11 protein-coding genes are annotated in these 16,092 nt (G+C 63.5%); 5 read left to right on the forward strand and 6 right to left on the reverse strand.

The features are described from left to right. Positions 1 to 416: 416 nt before the first annotated feature. The 3 genes from KP001_RS06815 to KP001_RS06825 all read right to left on the reverse strand — a co-directional run bounded on the left by KP001_RS06815 (position 417) and on the right by KP001_RS06825 (position 3,191). Entirely contained in the window at positions 417 to 878 is a 462-nt protein-coding gene (locus tag KP001_RS06815) for an RrF2 family transcriptional regulator (protein WP_217288781.1), read from the reverse strand. 11 nt (positions 879 to 889) lie between these two features. Next, positions 890 to 2,341: a DASS family sodium-coupled anion symporter gene (locus KP001_RS06820; RefSeq protein ID WP_217288782.1), complete on the reverse strand. Its 1,452-nt coding sequence runs from the start codon at positions 2,339 to 2,341 to the stop codon at positions 890 to 892. 196 nt (positions 2,342 to 2,537) lie between these two features. Next, positions 2,538 to 3,191 (reverse strand): hypothetical protein, encoded by a 654-nt coding sequence (locus tag KP001_RS06825; RefSeq protein WP_239027922.1) that lies wholly within the window; start codon positions 3,189 to 3,191, stop codon positions 2,538 to 2,540. Positions 3,192 to 3,809: 618 nt separating this feature from the next. Here KP001_RS06825 and KP001_RS06830 point away from each other — a divergent pair. Genes KP001_RS06830 through KP001_RS06850 form a run of 5 tightly spaced genes read left to right on the forward strand, consistent with a single transcriptional unit; the run spans position 3,810 to position 10,981 of the window. Then, positions 3,810 to 4,247: a VOC family protein gene (locus KP001_RS06830; RefSeq protein ID WP_217288783.1), complete on the forward strand. Its 438-nt coding sequence runs from the start codon at positions 3,810 to 3,812 to the stop codon at positions 4,245 to 4,247. A gap of 29 nt (positions 4,248 to 4,276) precedes the next feature. Beyond that, entirely contained in the window at positions 4,277 to 5,599 is a 1,323-nt protein-coding gene (locus tag KP001_RS06835; protein ID WP_217288784.1) for a putative sensor domain DACNV-containing protein, read from the forward strand. A 20-nt stretch (positions 5,600 to 5,619) separates the two neighbouring features. Beyond that, a complete protein-coding gene (locus KP001_RS06840; protein ID WP_217288785.1) occupies positions 5,620 to 7,281 on the forward strand; it encodes a mucoidy inhibitor MuiA family protein in 1,662 nt (553 codons plus the stop codon). 46 nt (positions 7,282 to 7,327) lie between these two features. Further along, the gene (locus KP001_RS06845) at positions 7,328 to 10,321 is read left to right on the forward strand and encodes a BamA/TamA family outer membrane protein (RefSeq protein WP_217288786.1); all 2,994 of its coding nucleotides are present in this window, start codon (positions 7,328 to 7,330) and stop codon (positions 10,319 to 10,321) included. 57 nt (positions 10,322 to 10,378) lie between these two features. Continuing rightward, positions 10,379 to 10,981, forward strand: a complete 603-nt coding sequence (locus KP001_RS06850) for a short chain dehydrogenase (protein WP_217288787.1) — start codon at positions 10,379 to 10,381, stop codon at positions 10,979 to 10,981. Between the two features lie 150 nt (positions 10,982 to 11,131). Here KP001_RS06850 and KP001_RS06855 read toward each other — a convergent pair whose 3' ends face one another. From KP001_RS06855 to KP001_RS06865, 3 genes are all read right to left on the reverse strand, one after another. Beyond that, a complete protein-coding gene (locus tag KP001_RS06855; RefSeq protein WP_217288788.1) occupies positions 11,132 to 11,653 on the reverse strand; it encodes a hypothetical protein in 522 nt (173 codons plus the stop codon). A gap of 156 nt (positions 11,654 to 11,809) precedes the next feature. Next, positions 11,810 to 13,639: a chitobiase/beta-hexosaminidase C-terminal domain-containing protein gene (locus KP001_RS06860; protein WP_217288789.1), complete on the reverse strand. Its 1,830-nt coding sequence runs from the start codon at positions 13,637 to 13,639 to the stop codon at positions 11,810 to 11,812. Positions 13,640 to 14,066: 427 nt separating this feature from the next. Next, positions 14,067 to 16,055: a PAS domain-containing hybrid sensor histidine kinase/response regulator gene (locus KP001_RS06865; RefSeq protein ID WP_217288790.1), complete on the reverse strand. Its 1,989-nt coding sequence runs from the start codon at positions 16,053 to 16,055 to the stop codon at positions 14,067 to 14,069. Positions 16,056 to 16,092 lie beyond the last annotated feature (37 nt).

The following is a 16,092-nucleotide window of genomic DNA, read 5'->3' on the forward strand; positions in this document are numbered from 1 at the left end:
CTCGCAATGAGCCCATATTGCCCGTTACATCCCCTCTCCCGGTACATCCCCTCTCCCCCTGGGAGAGGGTGGCTAAAGGCCGGGTGAGGGGTGCTGCCCGCTGCTGTATCGTTGCCCATGGCAACGCCCTCCCCTTCCCCCGGTACCTCCCCTCTCCCCCTGGGAGAGGGTGGCCAAAGGCCGGGTGAGGGTGCTGCTCGCTGCTGTTACGTTGCCCGTGGCAAGGCCCTCACCCTCCCCCTCTCCCGGTACATCCCCTCTCCCTCTGGGAGAGGGTGGCCAAAGGCCGGGTGAGGGGTGCTGCCTGCTGCTGTATCGTTGCCAATGGCAAGGCCCTCACCCTGACCCTCTCCCAGGGGGAGAGGGGATGTGGGCGAAGGGTGTTGGCTGGCCAGTGTAAAACGCCTGCCTCGGGATCAGATGCAGAAATCGAGCACGTCTTCCTGCCGCGCGCCGGCCTCGTCGATCTTCCTCAGGACATCGGCGAGCGACGTCCCGTCCAGAATGCGCGCCATCTCGTCACGTACGTCCTTCATGACCAGCCTGATGCCGCAGGTCGCCTCGTTGCCGCACTCGGTGCACCTGGCGTAGGCCATTTCGCTAACACAGGGGACCGGCGCCAGCGGGCCTTCCATGATCCTGATCGCCTGCCCGAAGGTTACCTTCTGCGGCGGCCGCCCCAGGTAGTACCCCCCGCCCCTCCCCTTCCGGCTCTGCAGGATGCCGCTGTTCTTAAGGTTGAGCAGGATATTTTCCAGGAACTTCTTGGGGATGTTTTCGTCCCGGGCCAGGTCCGCGATCAGAATCGGCCCCTGGTCGTACTTGCGCGCCAGGTAAATCAAGGCCTTGAGGCCGTATTTCGTTTTCTTGGATATCATGCTTTCCTCTTTTATATCTTCAGCCCGAGCACGGGCCAGACGAACACCACGCTTCCCATGAACAGCAGCCACGAGATGGCCATGACCACGGCGCCGGCCACGATGATGTCGCGGCTTTTCAGGTACCCAGAGGCATAGGCGATGGCGGTGGCCGGGGTCCCCATGGGGAGGCAGTAGGCAAGACCCGCCGGAAGCGCGATGGAGAGCGTCATCACCTTGGGGTCCATCCCCGTGGTCTGGCACAGCCCCATCCCGACCGGCATCAGGATCGCGACCACCGCCGCGTGGCTGATGCACTCGGTGACCAGGATGGCCACCAGCGAGATGACCGCAATCACGGCCAGCGGCGCGTGCGCGTGATCACCCATCCCTTTTTTCACCACCCACACCGCCGCGCCGGTCTTCTCCAGGGCGGAGGCGAGGGCGATGGTGCCGCCGTACATCAGGATGATGCCCCAGTTGACGTACTCCTCGATCATCTGCCAGGAAATGACCTTGAAGGTGAACAACGCGGCGGCCCCCAGGATGGCGATGGCGGCGAGCCCGGTCTTCTCCCCCAGGAACATCCAGCACCCGACGGTGGCGATCATGACCAGGGCGGTGAGAATCTCGTCGTAGCTGATCTTCCCCATTTCCAGACGCTTGCCGTTGAGGAATTTAAGCCCCACTTCAACGTCGTCGATGTCGGGGGGAAAGAACCGGAGCAGGATGGCGAACCCGAGAACCAGCAGCGGCAACACGATCATGCAGGCGGCGGTGGACCACTCGATGAAGGAGAAGTGAAGCCCGGTCGCCTCCCTGAGCAGCCCCGCCGCAAGCGGCGCCCGCGCCCCCCCCAGGAAGGTGGCGATGCCGCCGATGATGCACCCCCATGCCATGGACATGAACAGCAGGCGGCCGAAACTGCTCTTCCCCTTCTCCAGCCTCAAGGCGGTCGCCAGTTCGGTCACCACCGGGAACAGCATGGCCGCCACGGCGTGTTCGCTCATCACGAAGGAGAGAAAGGCGGACAACAGGAAGACCGTCAGGGCAAGCCGGGCCGGCGTCCTGCCGAACCTGGCCAGCATGGCGCGTGCGATGCGGGCAGAGATGCCGGTCGCGGTGAGGGCGGCGGCGAGGATGAAGGCGCCCAGGATGAAGAAGACCGACTCGTTGCCGAACATCGAGTAGGTTTTCTTGGCATCCATGATGCCCAGAAGCGGCAGCATCACCATGGAGAGGAGCGCGGTGACCGCGATGGGAAGAAGCCCCGAAATCCAGAAAAAAACGGTGGCCCCGAAAAGGACCAGCGAGCGGTACCCTTCGACGGAAAGCCCGTCGGGGGGCGTCAGGCGGATCAGGAAGCCGATCACCAGGGCGACGGCGGCCATCACCTGGTAACGCGCGGTGCGGTCCAGCACGATGAGCCACAGGGGACGGTTGTCGATCTTTAGCGGTTTGTCCAGGAAATGCTTTGATTCCATCTGCGGCGGGTGCCCTCGTTGTTAGGCTTCAGTGACAAGGCCCCTAATTAGAGGCCGGAAGATTCGTATGATTCTGCCACTTCTTTCACGCGCAGCAAGCGCCTTAGATCGGAACTGGCCAAAAGCCTGCGGTCCTCGATGCTGTCGATGAAACCGCGCAGGATTCCTTTGGGTGCGGCGGGCACGAAGGGGGAGATCAGAAAACCAGCGGCAGCAGCGGTTTGAGCACCACCCTGTTCTGCTGCCACCCACGCTGAAGGTGGTTGAAGATCCTGGTCAACTGCTCGGGCGGCACCCCCGCTGCTTCCTCGGAAAGCTCGACCAGCGGTACGATGTCCCGTTTGAGCAGGAGATCGATGCCTTCCACCGTGGACCCCGCCGGCTCACTCCCCGCGTCGAGCGACGATACGACGGACCACCGTGGGAAGACGGCACGTGCGTGATCCAGAGAACGCAGGCGATCCTCCATCTGCCACCCGTGCCCGGCGGAGCGCGCGCGGTCACAGGCGTGCAGCGGGATGTCGACAATGTCGACACCGGCGGCGTAGGCACGCTGAACCAGGTTGAGAGAGGGGCAGAAATCCAGCCTCCCCACCAGGTGGGCGTTGAAGTTCTTCTTGATCATCCGGGCGAGGTTCTCGGCATTGGCAAATCTTTCCTCGTCGCCGAAGGTGAGGTGAAAGAGGGCTGCGTTGCTCTGAAAATGGCTATCGTAGAGCGTCTCTGCCGTTTGCCGTTCGGGGAGCTCCCCCCCCACGTAGAAGACGTTTTCCTCCCGCCGCAATTGGTCGTGCGAATATGGGGAGGTCCGGGCGACAAGTTCCCGTATTTTCTTCTGATCTATCCTCATGGGTGTTACAACTCCCCCCGGCAGTAAATGAATACATCATGACGCTGTGCGATTTTAGCCACCATACGGAAACTAACCAAAACAGTCAACAAAAATCATGCCATTGCCCACCATACTACTAGAGTAAAGAAAAGTTGAAGCGAATTCAGGCCATTACCCTCATTCAGCAGGTGAGATCCCTTTACATTCCCCCTACTCATCGGCCACACGGCGCCCGGCCTCAAGAGCTGAGGCCATTCTCATTGACTTGCCGTCACGGACGCGCTATAGAAAGTGAGTCCCGGGTGAGCCGGAGCACATGGAAAGCAGGGCCGCGCCAGCTTTGTCCGGTCAGGATGCTGCAATGCCGCCCCCCCTCTCCCGGTCCGGGGGGAGAGCTGGCAACGGGCCGGTCATTTGCTATGGCAACTGGCCAGGCAACGCGGTGACAGCCCCCGTTGCGAAACGCGGAAAGGTTGTTATCCTCATTAACACCCCGGGTCGGCCAACCGCCGCCACGGCGCGCATAATCCCCTCTCCCTCCGGGAGTGGGTCAGGGTGAGGTTTCATATCCCTCCCTTGTCCGCAGGTCATCAATCCACTCCCGCCGCCGCAGAGCCGGCGGCCGACAAGGTCACCATGATAACTCGCATCGATCATCTCAACATCGTGGTCCGCGACCTCGAAGCGGCCACCGCCTTCTTCGCGCTCCTCGGATTCACCCCCGGCATCAGTTCCCAGCTCGACACGGACTTCCTCGAGAAACTGACCGGTGTACGCTGCGCTGGGGGGAGGTTCACGGCCCTGCACCATCCCGGATCGGACCTTTCCATCGAATTACTGCAATTCGATGCGGGCGGGGCCGCTGACGCCGGGACCGGCATCGCCAACCGGATCGGCCTGCGCCACCTGGCGTTCGCGGTGACCGACATCGAAGCCGAGGTGACGCGACTGCGCGACCATGGCGTCGAGTTCATCGGCGAGGTGCAGGTCTGGCAAAAGACAGGGAAGAAGCTGATCTACTTTCATGGGCCGGAAGGGATCCTGCTGGAGCTCGCCCAATATCCCACGCCGTAACACACATAACACGAGGGCTGCCACCGGCCATGCCGATCAAGAACAAGACCCCGCGCCATCTCGCCGAATTCGTCTGTGCCGAACTGCGCAAGCGCAAAGCCGCAGTGCCGGGCGACGAGATCATAGCCGAACTCATGGAGACCATGTACTACTCCAGCCTCCGCACCGAGGAGTCGGAGCCGGTGCTGTTCCACATGGTATTCCTCGACCCGAGCCAGCCCGACCCGAAGCCTCCGCGCAATCCCGCCCGGGACCGCTGGAGCTACATCCCGTTCGCCGACCCGATCCCCTTCACCGTCTCCAACGTGGTGAAGATCGCCAAATCCACCGACCTGCGCACCTCCTCCTTCGTGATCTGGCCCGACCAGCTGGGCCAGCTCTACATCTGGGGACTGGTCGACCAGCAAAACCGCTTCCACAAGTTCCTCAACCGCAGCGCCGAGGTCGAGGTCGAGCGCCCCGGCGTCTTCCAGGCGAGCGTGGAGGGGATCGGCATCATCGTGGTCTACATGCGCTACGAGAAGGTTGCGGAACTGAGGGTGAACGAGTTGATCCGCCACTCCCTCGACCTCTTCCGCGCGGGCCCGGTGCGGGACCTCCTCGCGTCCGGCATCGACCGTTTCCTCGAGGGGGTGCGCGGCCACATTCCGGACGACATCTATGAACGGCAGGGAGCCGGCGACGAGCTGCACGCCCAGCAGTGGATATCGGTCCTGTGCCGGATTCTGCTCCGGATCCAGAAGATCAAAAACGGCGGCGCCCTCCTGATTTCGCCGCGGATCACCCCGGACGACTTGAACGTAAAGTACGGCATCAACTACGACAGGCTCCCCACCTCGCTGCAGTCCAACGCGGTCACCAAGATCAAGTCGGATTACCTGGAGCAGCTCCTGCTCGGGCCCGGCGAATCCCGCCCGAAAGAACTGTCCACGGATCAGTTCCAGCAGTTGCGGCGCCTGGAAAAGGAACTGCGCGCCAACAAGAACGAGATCGACGGCGTGATCTGGTTCATCGCCCTGCTGACGCGGGTGGACGGTTTGGTGGTCATGGACCCCAACCTGGTGGTGCGCGGCTACGGCGTCGAGATCAAGAATTGGCGGGAGCCGGACCAGGTCTTCATCGCCACGGACCGGATGGGGAGCGAAGCCAAGCTGCGCCCCGTCAGCTACAACCACTTCGGGACCCGGCACAGGTCGATGATGCGGTACTGCTGGCAGAACCCGGGCAGTCTCGGCTTCGTCATTTCCCAGGATGGCGAGGTACGCGTCATGACCATGCTGGGCGAACGTCTGGTGATGTGGGAAAACATCAAGCTCAAGTACTACAGCTACGCATCAAAGAAAAAGGGCTGAACAACAACGCCGAGGTACCCATGAAAATCATGACTTTACCACTTTCCCTGTTGCTGCTCCTTGGCTCTTCGCTCGCGTTCGCGGCCGAGACCACCAGCCAGACCGCTTCGTCGCGGATCACCGCCGTGACGGTCTTTTCCGACAGCGCGCAGGTGACCCGCCGGGCGAGCATCCCCCTCAAGGCGGGCGCCAACCTGGTGACGCTCGAGAACATGCCCCAGCTCATGGCGGAGGAATCGCTGCGCGCCGAGGGGAGAGGGGCCGGGCGCGCCCGCATCGCGGGGATCACGGTCAAGAACGTCTTCCTCGATCGCAGCAAGGACCAGCGCGTGCGCGAACTCGAGGACGAGATCACCCGGCTGAACCGGAAGGTGGAAGGTATCGAGGCACGCCGCAAGGCCCTCTCTGCCCAGCGTGCCTTCGTGGACTCCATTCGCGTCGGCTGGGGGGAAAGGATCTCCAAGGAACTCTCCGCCGGCAAGCCCACCTCCGCCGAACTGAACGAGGCGGTGCGCTTCGTCGGTGACAACACCGGCAAGATCGAGGAGGAACTCTACGACGCGGAAGGGGCCAGGAAGCCGCTCCTGGAAAAGATCGCCGCGCTCAAGAAGGAGCTGGAGCAGTACCGTAGCGAGGCCATGAAGGAGGTGCGCTCGGTACAGGTGGCCATCGAGGCGGAGCGGGACATGAGGTTCGACCTCGACCTGAGCTACCTCGTCCCCCAGGCGAGCTGGGTCCCCGCCTACGACGTGAGGCTCGCGCCGGACGGAAAGGACGCCGCCCTCACCTATCGCGCCCAGGTCTGGCAAAAGACCGGCGAGGACTGGCCGCAGGTGAAACTGACCCTCTCCACCGCGAGCCCAGCCTCCGGCGGCGGCGCACCCGAGCTCTCCCCCTGGCGCGTCTCATTTTTCGAGCCTCCGCGCCCCATGCCGTATTTAAGCCGCAGCAAAATGGAGATGGCGGCGCCCGCGGCCGCGCCTGCGCCCCCGGAAAAAGGCTATGGTGCCGCCCCCGCCGAGGATCGCATGGAACCGGCGGGGTTCGTCCCCGCCGACGTCGCCCAGGGGCAGACCTCGGTCCAGTTCCAGGTGGCGCAGCCGATGGACGTGCCAACCGACGGTACCCGTTCGGTCAGCGTCATCGCCTCCGAGACCGTTCCCGTCGCCGCCGAATATGTGACCGTGCCCAAGCTCTCCCCCCGGGTCTACCTGAAATCCACCGTGGTCAACCGCACCCCCTATCCGCTTCTGGCCGGGGAAGCCAGCATCTTCAACGACGCGACCTTCGTCGGTAAAAGCCATTTGAAGACGGTCGCTTCCGGCGAGGAGTTCGACCTTTACTTCGGCAGTGACGACCAGGTGAAGGTGAAGCGCGAAGTGGCGCGGGTGAAGAAGAAAGGCGGCATCATCGGCGGCAGCAGCGTCACCTACCACGTCACCATGGAGCTTGAGAACTACAAGCAGCGCCCCGTGACCGTGTCCCTCAAGGACCAGCAGCCGCTGCCGGGGAACGCCGAGATCAAGGTCGCCGTTGAAGATGCCGCGCCCAAACCCGCCGAGACCAGGGAAGACGGGACCCTGGTGTGGAAGGTCGAACTGGCCCCGTCTGAGAAGAAGAGGGTTTCCTACGACCTGGTTATCGAATATCCCAAGGGGAGGGAGCTGGTCGGGCTCGAATAGCCTCCCCTCCCCCCGGCAACCTCAAACGTGTTAGCAAAGGACCTGCATGAAATCGTTATGCCTTGCCGTCGCTGCGCTGCTATGCCTCGTATCCGTCTCTCATGCCGCCCGAATTGACACCGCGTTCCGGTACTCGACCGTTGAAACACGACATTTCGCCATCCATTACCACCAGGGGCTCGAGGGGGTGGCCCGCAGGGCGGCCGGGATGGCCGAGGAGATCCACGACAAGCTGACCCGGGAGTTCCAGTGGCACCCCGCCGGAAAGACCCAGGTGGTGCTGATCGACGACAGCGACTTCACCAACGGCCTCGCCATCACCATCCCCTACAACACCATCTACCTCGAGGTGGTCCCCCCCACCCTCACCTCGACACTCGGAGAGTACGACGACTGGCTGAAGACGCTGTTCACCCACGAGTACGCGCACATCGTTTCCGCCGACCCGGCGCGCGGCTACTCCAAGGTCACCCGCGCCATCTTCGGAAAGCCGCTCCCCTGGATGGACCCGCTCTCCGCACTCCTCTTTCTTTCGACGGCGCCTCCCAACACCTTCCTCCCCCGCTGGTGGCACGAAGGGATGGCGACCTGGGCGGAAACCAAGTACACCGGACAGGGACGCGGCAAGAGCAGTTACTACGACATGATCTTCCGCACCGCCGTCGCCGAGGACAACCTCCCCACCGTGGACCAGATCAACGGCGACGTGCCGGAATGGCCGTCCGGGCACTTCCCGTACATCTACGGCTACCGCCTGCAGCGCTATATCGCCGAAACCTACGGCGACGACGTTGCCGGGAAACTGACCCTGGGGCACGCGGGGCGCTTCCCCTACACCATCACCGGCCCGGCCAGGGCGAATTTCGGGGGGAAGAGCTACCGCGAGGTCTACCGGGACATGATCGCGTCGCTCAAGGACGAGCAGTCCCGGCGCGTCGCCGCCCTGGCCCTGCAACCCTTCACCCCGCTCTCCACCATCTACGACGCGGGGGAGAACCTGACGTCGCCGCGCTTCTCACCCGATGGGAGCCGCATCGCCTTCTCCAGGCGCGACCCGCGCGACCACACCACGGTGATCGTCACCGACGTCTCCGGGAATAAGGTGGCCGAGTTCAGGCGTCAGCTGTCCGACGGCAGCCTGAGCTGGTCGCCTGACGGAAGGAGCATTTATTTCACCCAGGCCGAGGTGAACAGCGGCTTCAACCTGTACCAGGACCTCTACGTCTACGATCTGGACCAGGGACGCAGCACCCGGCTTACCGAAGGGGAGCGGCTTGGCGATGTCCAGGTTTCCCCGGACGGCAAACACTTCGCCGCCGTTGCCAGCAGCCGCGGCAGCCAAAACATCGTCCTGATGGCCGCCGGAACTCCGGGAGGATACTCCCCCGCCGCCGCGATCACCTCCTACACCGAAGAGCGGGTCTCCGGGCCACGCTTCTCCCCCGATGGTCGCAGCATCTGCTACGTCCTCACCGACAACGCCGGAACCAGCAGCTTAAGGATCTACGACCTCGCCACGAAGACCGACACCCCCCTCCTCAGCGCGGGCAGCACCCTCGCCTACCCCGCCTGGGCCCCGGACGCATCGATCATCTACTACGTGTCCGACGAAACCGGCGTCTTCAACGTCTTCGCCTACGACCTGCGCGACCGGAAGAGTTACCAGGTGAGCCACCTTCTTTCCGGCGCGCTGCAGCCAGACCCTGCACCGGACGGGAGCCGCCTGCTGGTGGCGAAGTACACCTCGCGCGGCTTCAAGATCGCCCAATTGGGGGTGGACCGCGCCCAGTGGCGCGAGCGGCGCGGTCCCGCGCTGCCGCTCACCCGCACCCTTCCGGCAGCAGTGGGGCAGCCAGCCGGCGCGTCTTCAGCACAACCGGTGCCCTCCCCCGCTCCCGCAGCCGGCGCGCTGTCGCTTGATAGGCCGTCCCAGACCTCCCAGGGGGGCCAGGTTTCCACCCCCGCCCCCTACAACGCCCTCGACACGCTGGCGCCCCGCTTCTGGCTCCCCCGCATCTACGCCGATGGTCCCGACGGCATCGTGCTCGGTGCCTTCACCGCCGGCGCCGACGCTGTCGGCTATCACAGCTATGCCCTGAGCGCCGCCTACAGCAGCGAACGCAAGAGGGGGTACTACAGCCTCCTTTACAACAACGACTCCTTTTACCCGACCCTGACCCTGCGGGCCCACGCCGAGCCCTTCCTGTACGCGGACCTCTACCAGAACGGCAACGACTACTGGGAGTTGAACCGCGGCGTCTCCCTGCAAGCCTCCATCCCGATCAACCGGCTCGAGTCCCACTACCGCCTGCTGGCAGGCTACGAGATCGTGGACCAGGAGGCGCTCACCCCCCTGCGGCCCGACGGCACCCTCTACGGCGTCCCCGTCTTCCAGGGGCGCCGGGACAACCTCTTCGCGGGTATTGACTTCGACAACGTGCTCAAGTACCCCTACTCGGTGAGCTCGGAGGAGGGAAGGAGGATCTCGCTCCTGTACCGTCACTACGCGCGCGACCTCGGAAGCGACATCAACCTCTCCGAGTACAGCGCCACCTACCAGGAGTACCTGCGGCTCCCCCTGAAGACACCCCGGCACCAGGTGGTCTATCTGCGCTTTTCGGGCGCTCTCGCAGATGGCGACCTGCAGTTCGGCCAGCAGGCCTTCCAGATGGGGGGGCCACCTTCCGACCTGAACAAGTTCCCCCTGCGCGGCTACCCGGTCCGCTCCATGGCCGGGAAATACGTCGCCACCGGAACCCTGGAGTACCGGTCTCCCATCATGTACCCGCTGCACGGTATCGGCACCGTCCCCGCCTTCGCCGAGAAACTCCACGGCGCGCTCTTCGTCGATGCCGGCCAGGTGTGGGATGACCACAGGTCCTTCCATGGCGACGAGACCCGCGTCGGCGCCGGCGTGGAGCTGCGCGCCGACGTGACCCTGGGGTACTGGGTCAAGGTCACCCCGGCTCTCGGATTCGCCCACGGCTTCAACAAAGGGGGGGAAGATCAGATATACTTCACGCTGTACCTCGGCCTCTAGCGGCGCTTCCGCCCGTCGAGCCCGGGGAAGACAAGGCCAATACGAAAGGAGAGGCTCATGAGGATCATAGTGATAGGAGCGACAGGGACCATTGGCAAGGCCGTGGCGAAACAGCTGGCAACCGAGCACGAGGTGATCAAGGTCGCCTCCAAAAGCGGCGATCACCGGGTCGACATGTCCAGCAAGGACTCCATAGAGAACATGTTCCGCGAGGTCGGGCCGTTCGACGCACTGGCCTGCGCCGCAGGGGTGGCCCGCTTCGCTCCCCTGGCGGAACTCTCCGACGAGGACTTCCAGACCGGCCTCTTCGGAAAACTTATGGGACAGGTGAACCTGGTCCGGGTGGGAATGAACTACATCAACGACAACGGCTCCTTCACCCTCACGAGCGGCGTCTTGAGCCATCAGCCCATGCCGGGGAGCGCCTCGATCAGCATGGTCAACGCCGGGCTGGAAGGGTTCGTGCGGGCCGCGGCGCTTGAGTTGCCGCGCGGCATCAGGATCAACGTGGTGAGTCCCCCGTGGGTGAAGGAAACCCTGGAAGCGTTGGGGATGGACAGCTCTGGTGGTATGCCCGCCCAGCAGGTAGCCCAGGCGTATTGGGCCAGCATACACGGCACGCGCAGCGGCGTCGTCATCAACGCCAAAGATTTCGCATAACCTCTCCGGCCTGTGCCGGAGTCCCGCGCATAACGGCCGCTCCCCCACGGGACGCGGCCGTTTTCATTTACGCAAGGAACCCGCAGTTACGCCAGCGCCCCGCGAGCCACCGGAGAGGGACCGGCGGTCCGGGGCGTGCAGGACCTTCTGTCAGGATGCGGACTTCTCCACCGGTTTTGGTTTGTTCTTTTCGTGCAGGTACCTGTGCAATTCCTCCAGGGTCGCCGCTTTCCCCAGTTGAGCGAGCATCTCCTGCTGGTCTATGGTGTTAAGCTTCTTCACCAAGGCAGCCTCGATATGCCCCCCCACGTGCACCGTGTTGTCCACAGCCTGGGGAGGCTTCTCCCCCCGGTCCCCCACTATGTAGAAGAACTTCAGATAGGGGTTGAAGCGGATCGCTTCGGGAAGCACCACGCGCAGCATCTCGAGCGGGACGTTCTTCCCGATCCACACCCCGCAATTGCTCTGCTGGTCGGTCACCCACATGTTCTTCGGGGGGATCACCGTGCTGTACCCTTTCCCCTGCAGCACGGAGACGAAATCCCTGCTGTTGCCGACATCGGCGACCTCCACCGTGTAGCCGGTGTCGGCGGCTGCCCGGGACAGGGACGAAGCGGCGCAGATCAAGGCGACCGCCATGACAAGACAGAGACGAGCAGCAAATCGGGACATCATTTCCTCCCTTTACCGGGTAATCGGACAACTGACGCGTCCCCCCTGCAGTCAGGGCAGAAGGCGAGTTCGCTACGGCTTTCACCGCGCGCTGCAAGAAGTGGCGGGCGCCCCTTGGGAGCGCCCACCTTCGTTGAATCATTCCAGGAACCTGGATTACCTCGGCATGGTGAGCCCCTTCTCCGGACGGGAGAAGGAGTGGCACCAGGAGCAGTCGTTGCCGCGGGTGTCCACGTGGCGGCCATGGAAGGATACATAGTCGCCGGAGTAGGTCTTGACCACGTGGCACTGACCGCAGACGACAGATTGGGCTGCCTTCAGGGCGTAACCCATGTTGGTGGTCAGCTTGAGCTGGGTGGCGCTGGCGTTGGGGTGGCAGGCCGCGCAGGCAAGCACGTTGCCGGTTGCCGGCGGGACCTGGTGGTTCAGCGCCTGCAGTTCGTCGGTGATCACGGTGGTGTACGCGGTGGTGCTCGGGATGCCCATGTAGGTCATGCCGTCCTTGACCGCCTGATCGTAGTTACCGGTCGCGAAGAAGGTCGAGGTGGAGATGGTCACCACTTTGCCGTTCACCAGCGCCTGGTTGGCGGTCTTGTACTTGAAGGGGTAGAGCTTGGTCCCGGCAGGATCGGTGATGGCGCCGACCGGGCGGGAGATCTTGTACGCGTTGGTGGCCGGGTCGAGGACGGCCGCGTTGAAGGCGTTGTTGCCCCAGCTGGTGCCGTTCCAGAAGGCGTATTTGGGGATCAGGTCGTTGGCCTTGGTCGGCATCGGCTCGTAGCGGGAAAGCGTTGCGTTCCACTCAGCCACCTGCCAGTTGCGGTTGGTCTCGGTGGCTTCGGTGTTGGCGGTGTCGTTAGCGTTCTTGCCGTACTTATTGATGTGGCAAGCCTGGCATGCGACGCGGGAGATGTGGTCATTGACGGCCGCAGTGACGTGGCCGGTCACGCCGGTCTTGGTCGGGTGGCAGGCGGTGGTGGAGCAGGTCACCTCGGCGGTGCTGTCCTCGGGGCGCAGGTCGGAGCCGCGGCCGGCGACGCGATGGCCCACGAAGCTGTGGCACCCCTGGCACTGGATGTTGCCGCCGCTCCCCATGGCCATGTGCGTGTCGTACAGGACGTCGGAGGTGGTGCCGGAAGCGAGAGCGATGTCGCCCCGTTTGACGGCGTCGCCGCCGCCCGCCTTGGCATGACAGCCCAGGCAGTTCTTGCGGGTCGGTTTCTGTCCCGCCTTCTGGACCACGAGGTTCATGTCGAGACCGGCGGCCGGCTCGAACAGGCCGGTGGTGGCGTTACGCACGCGGTTGTAGGGAGCGTTGGTGGCATCGGCATGGCACATGAGGCAGTCGATGGAAGCGAGTTGTGCGGAAGTCGGGTTGCTGGTGGCTACCGGTTTGGCACCGGTGCCGGCGTGGCAGGCGCCACAGGGGCCCCAGTTGCCCTGGATGTTGATGCAGTATGCGTTCAGCGCGGACGAACCGTCGGTAGCGTCCATTTTACCCTGGGTCGCAGGCCCGGTGGTCATCTCGGCAGCGGAGCCTCTCCACTGGTAGTGCACGCCCTGGTACATGGCCTGCGCCTGGCTGGTGTGGCAGGAGGAGCACATGGCGTAGCCGGTCCAGGTCAGGGTGGCATGGGTGGAGGTGCCGCCACCGGAGATGGTGTAGGTCTGGGACTTCACGGTCTCCAGGTTGCCGGCGGTGTCCTTCGAGAAATACTTCAACGTCTTGGTGGTGCTGAAGGTGAGGGGGGCGCTGTACACGGTCGAACTGGTGGTCGGGGTGGAGCCGTCCGTCGTGTAGTAGGTGGTTGCCGGTTCGTTGACCGAAAGGGTCACGGTGACCGCGCTGGTGAAGGTCCCCCCCAGGGGTGAAGCGGTGGTCGTCGGAGCGGTTCTGTCCGCGACCGGTTTGCCCGCCATCGCTACCGGCACGCCAAGTGCCAGGAGCATGGCGAGGCAGGTGAGTGCTACCAACAGTTTTTTCATCTTTCCTACCTCCTTTGAGTGATGCTGAGGGAAATATCCCACCCATTGGGGTAAACCACTCAGCTTGAAAACGGTCCGCAGCCTCAGGGGTTCATGGAACTGGCAGGAACACCTTTCTATTTCGGCTGTGATCTCCAGTGGTTAACCGTTACCATCCCGCCCCGCCGGGCTGAACTCCGACCGGACTGGTGGGCAGTTACCCCCAATATGAGCATCATCCGTTCCACTCAAAAATCTCAGTTTCTGCATGTAAAATAAAAAATCCACCCCCGGTCATGAGGATGGATTCAGTAGAAATCATTCAAAGCCACATCGTTAGGTATATTATTAACGACGGCCAGACGCACCTATTCACGCATAAACAATGCGAAAATAAAATAAGAATAAATTATTTTAATGGCAGCAACACTTATAACATGTGGGGCATTTAACGCTCCAGCACCTCCCTCACCTTGCGCAAAAGCTCCATCGGCTGCACAGGCTTCATGATCAGTTCTACCCCTTCCTGCATCCCCCGGCTCTGGATGAAGTCCGCGGTATATCCGGAGGTGAAGAGCACCTTCGCACCGGGCTGGATCTTCTTGATCTCCGCATACGCCTCTATCCCGTTCTTACGGGGCATGATGATGTCCATCAGCACCAGCTCTATCCCCTCCTGCTGGGTTTGGAACCGCTGCACGACCTCCTCGCCGTCTTCCGCCAGGATAACCTGGTAGCCGTGCCTGGACAGCACCATGTCCACCAGGCTGCGCACGCTGGGGTCATCTTCGGCGACCAGTATGGTCTCCGTGCCGTGCCGGGGCAGAGGCTGCGACGCGAGGGCCGGTTCCAGCGCGTCAGCTCCCTCGATCAGCGGAAGTTCTATGGTGAACACCGTCCCCTCGCCCGGCTTGCTGCTGACCCTTATGTTCCCCTTGTGCTGCTGTACGATGCCGTACACGATCGCCATGCCGAGCCCGGTTCCCTTCCCCACCTCTTTGGTGGTGAAGAACGGCTCGAAGATCCTGCGGCTGGTATCCTCGTCCATCCCCTCCCCGGTGTCGGCGACGATGATGACCGCGCGGGGGCCGGCGGCTTCGCCATGTCCGTGACCGGTTCCATCGCGCAGACCGGTGGCGATGGTGATGGCGCCCCCTCCAGGCATGGCGTCGCGCGCGTTGGCCGCGAGGTTTATGAGGACCTGCTCGATCTGGGCGAGATCGACCTGCACCGGCAGCGGCTCCGGGAGGATCTCGGTCTTGAGCTGTATGTCCTCGCCGATGACGCGCCCCAAGAACTGCTGGACGCGGCGCACGATGTCGCCAAGGTCGCAGCGCTGCTGGCTCATGGCCTGCTTGCGGCTGAAGGCGAGCAGTCCCCGGGTCAACTGCGCGGCGCGTTCGGCGGCGGCCGCTATCTGGTCGGCCAACCCGTACTGCGCGCTCTCGGAGGTGAGATCCATTTTGAGGATGTTGGCGTAGCCGGCGATAACGGTGAGGACGTTGTTGAAATCATGGGCGACCCCACCCGCCAGCTGCCCGATCGCCTCCATCTTCTGGGCCTGGCGCAGCTGCTCCTCCATCAGTTGCCGTTCGGTGATGTCCGTTATGGCTCCCGACATCCGCACCGGCTTCCCGGCGCCATCCCACTCCGCCTGTCCGCGGCAGCGCACGCGGAGGTACTCCCCTCCCCGGGTCCTGAGCCTCAGTTCCAGGTCGAAGGGGGTCTGGCCGAGAAAGTGCGCGTTGAGGGAGTCCTGCACGTGGAGAAGGTCGTCGGGGTGCACCCTGGAAAAGAAGCTGTCCGGGCGGTTTGCCAGTTCGTCGTCGGCGAAACCCAGGAGCTCCTTCCAGCGGGGTGAGTAGTAATAGTCGTCGCTCACCAGGTCCCAGTCCCACAAACCGTCGCTCGTGCCGCGCACGGCGCGCGAATAGCGGGCCTCGTTCTCCACCAGCCGCTCCAGGTTCTCCTGCAGTTCCAGGTTCGCCTGGGAGAGCTGCGAGGTGCGTCGCTGCACCAGCGCCTCGAGGGAATCGCGTTCCTGGCGCAGGGCGTCCTCGGAGCGCTTGATCCGGACCATCGCCCTGATCTGGGCCACCAGTTCCGCCTCGTCGAAGGGCTTGGAGAGGAAGGCGTCGGCCCCGCACTCGAGCCCCATGACGCGGCAGGCGGAGTCGCTTCTGTGGGCGGTGACCAGGATGACCGGGATGTGCTGGGTCGCGGGGGACGCCTTCAGGCGCCGCGTCGCCTCGAAACCGTCCATTCCCGGCATCTGGATGTCGAGCAGGATGGAGTCGGGAGCCTCCATCCCGGCCCGGCGTATGCCGTCCTGCGCGGACTGCGAGGTGATCAGCTGAGCCTCGGGCAAAAAGGTCTTCAGCAGCGCGCTCAGGGTGAGAAGGTTATCCTGGTTGTCGTCGATGGCGAGAAGCTTCATGCTCACTGGGTCCTTTCAGGATGTCTGCGACAGCGCG

The sequence above is a fragment of the Geomonas subterranea genome (assembly GCF_019063845.1).
Classification (GTDB): Bacteria; Desulfobacterota; Desulfuromonadia; order Geobacterales; family Geobacteraceae; genus Geomonas; species Geomonas subterranea.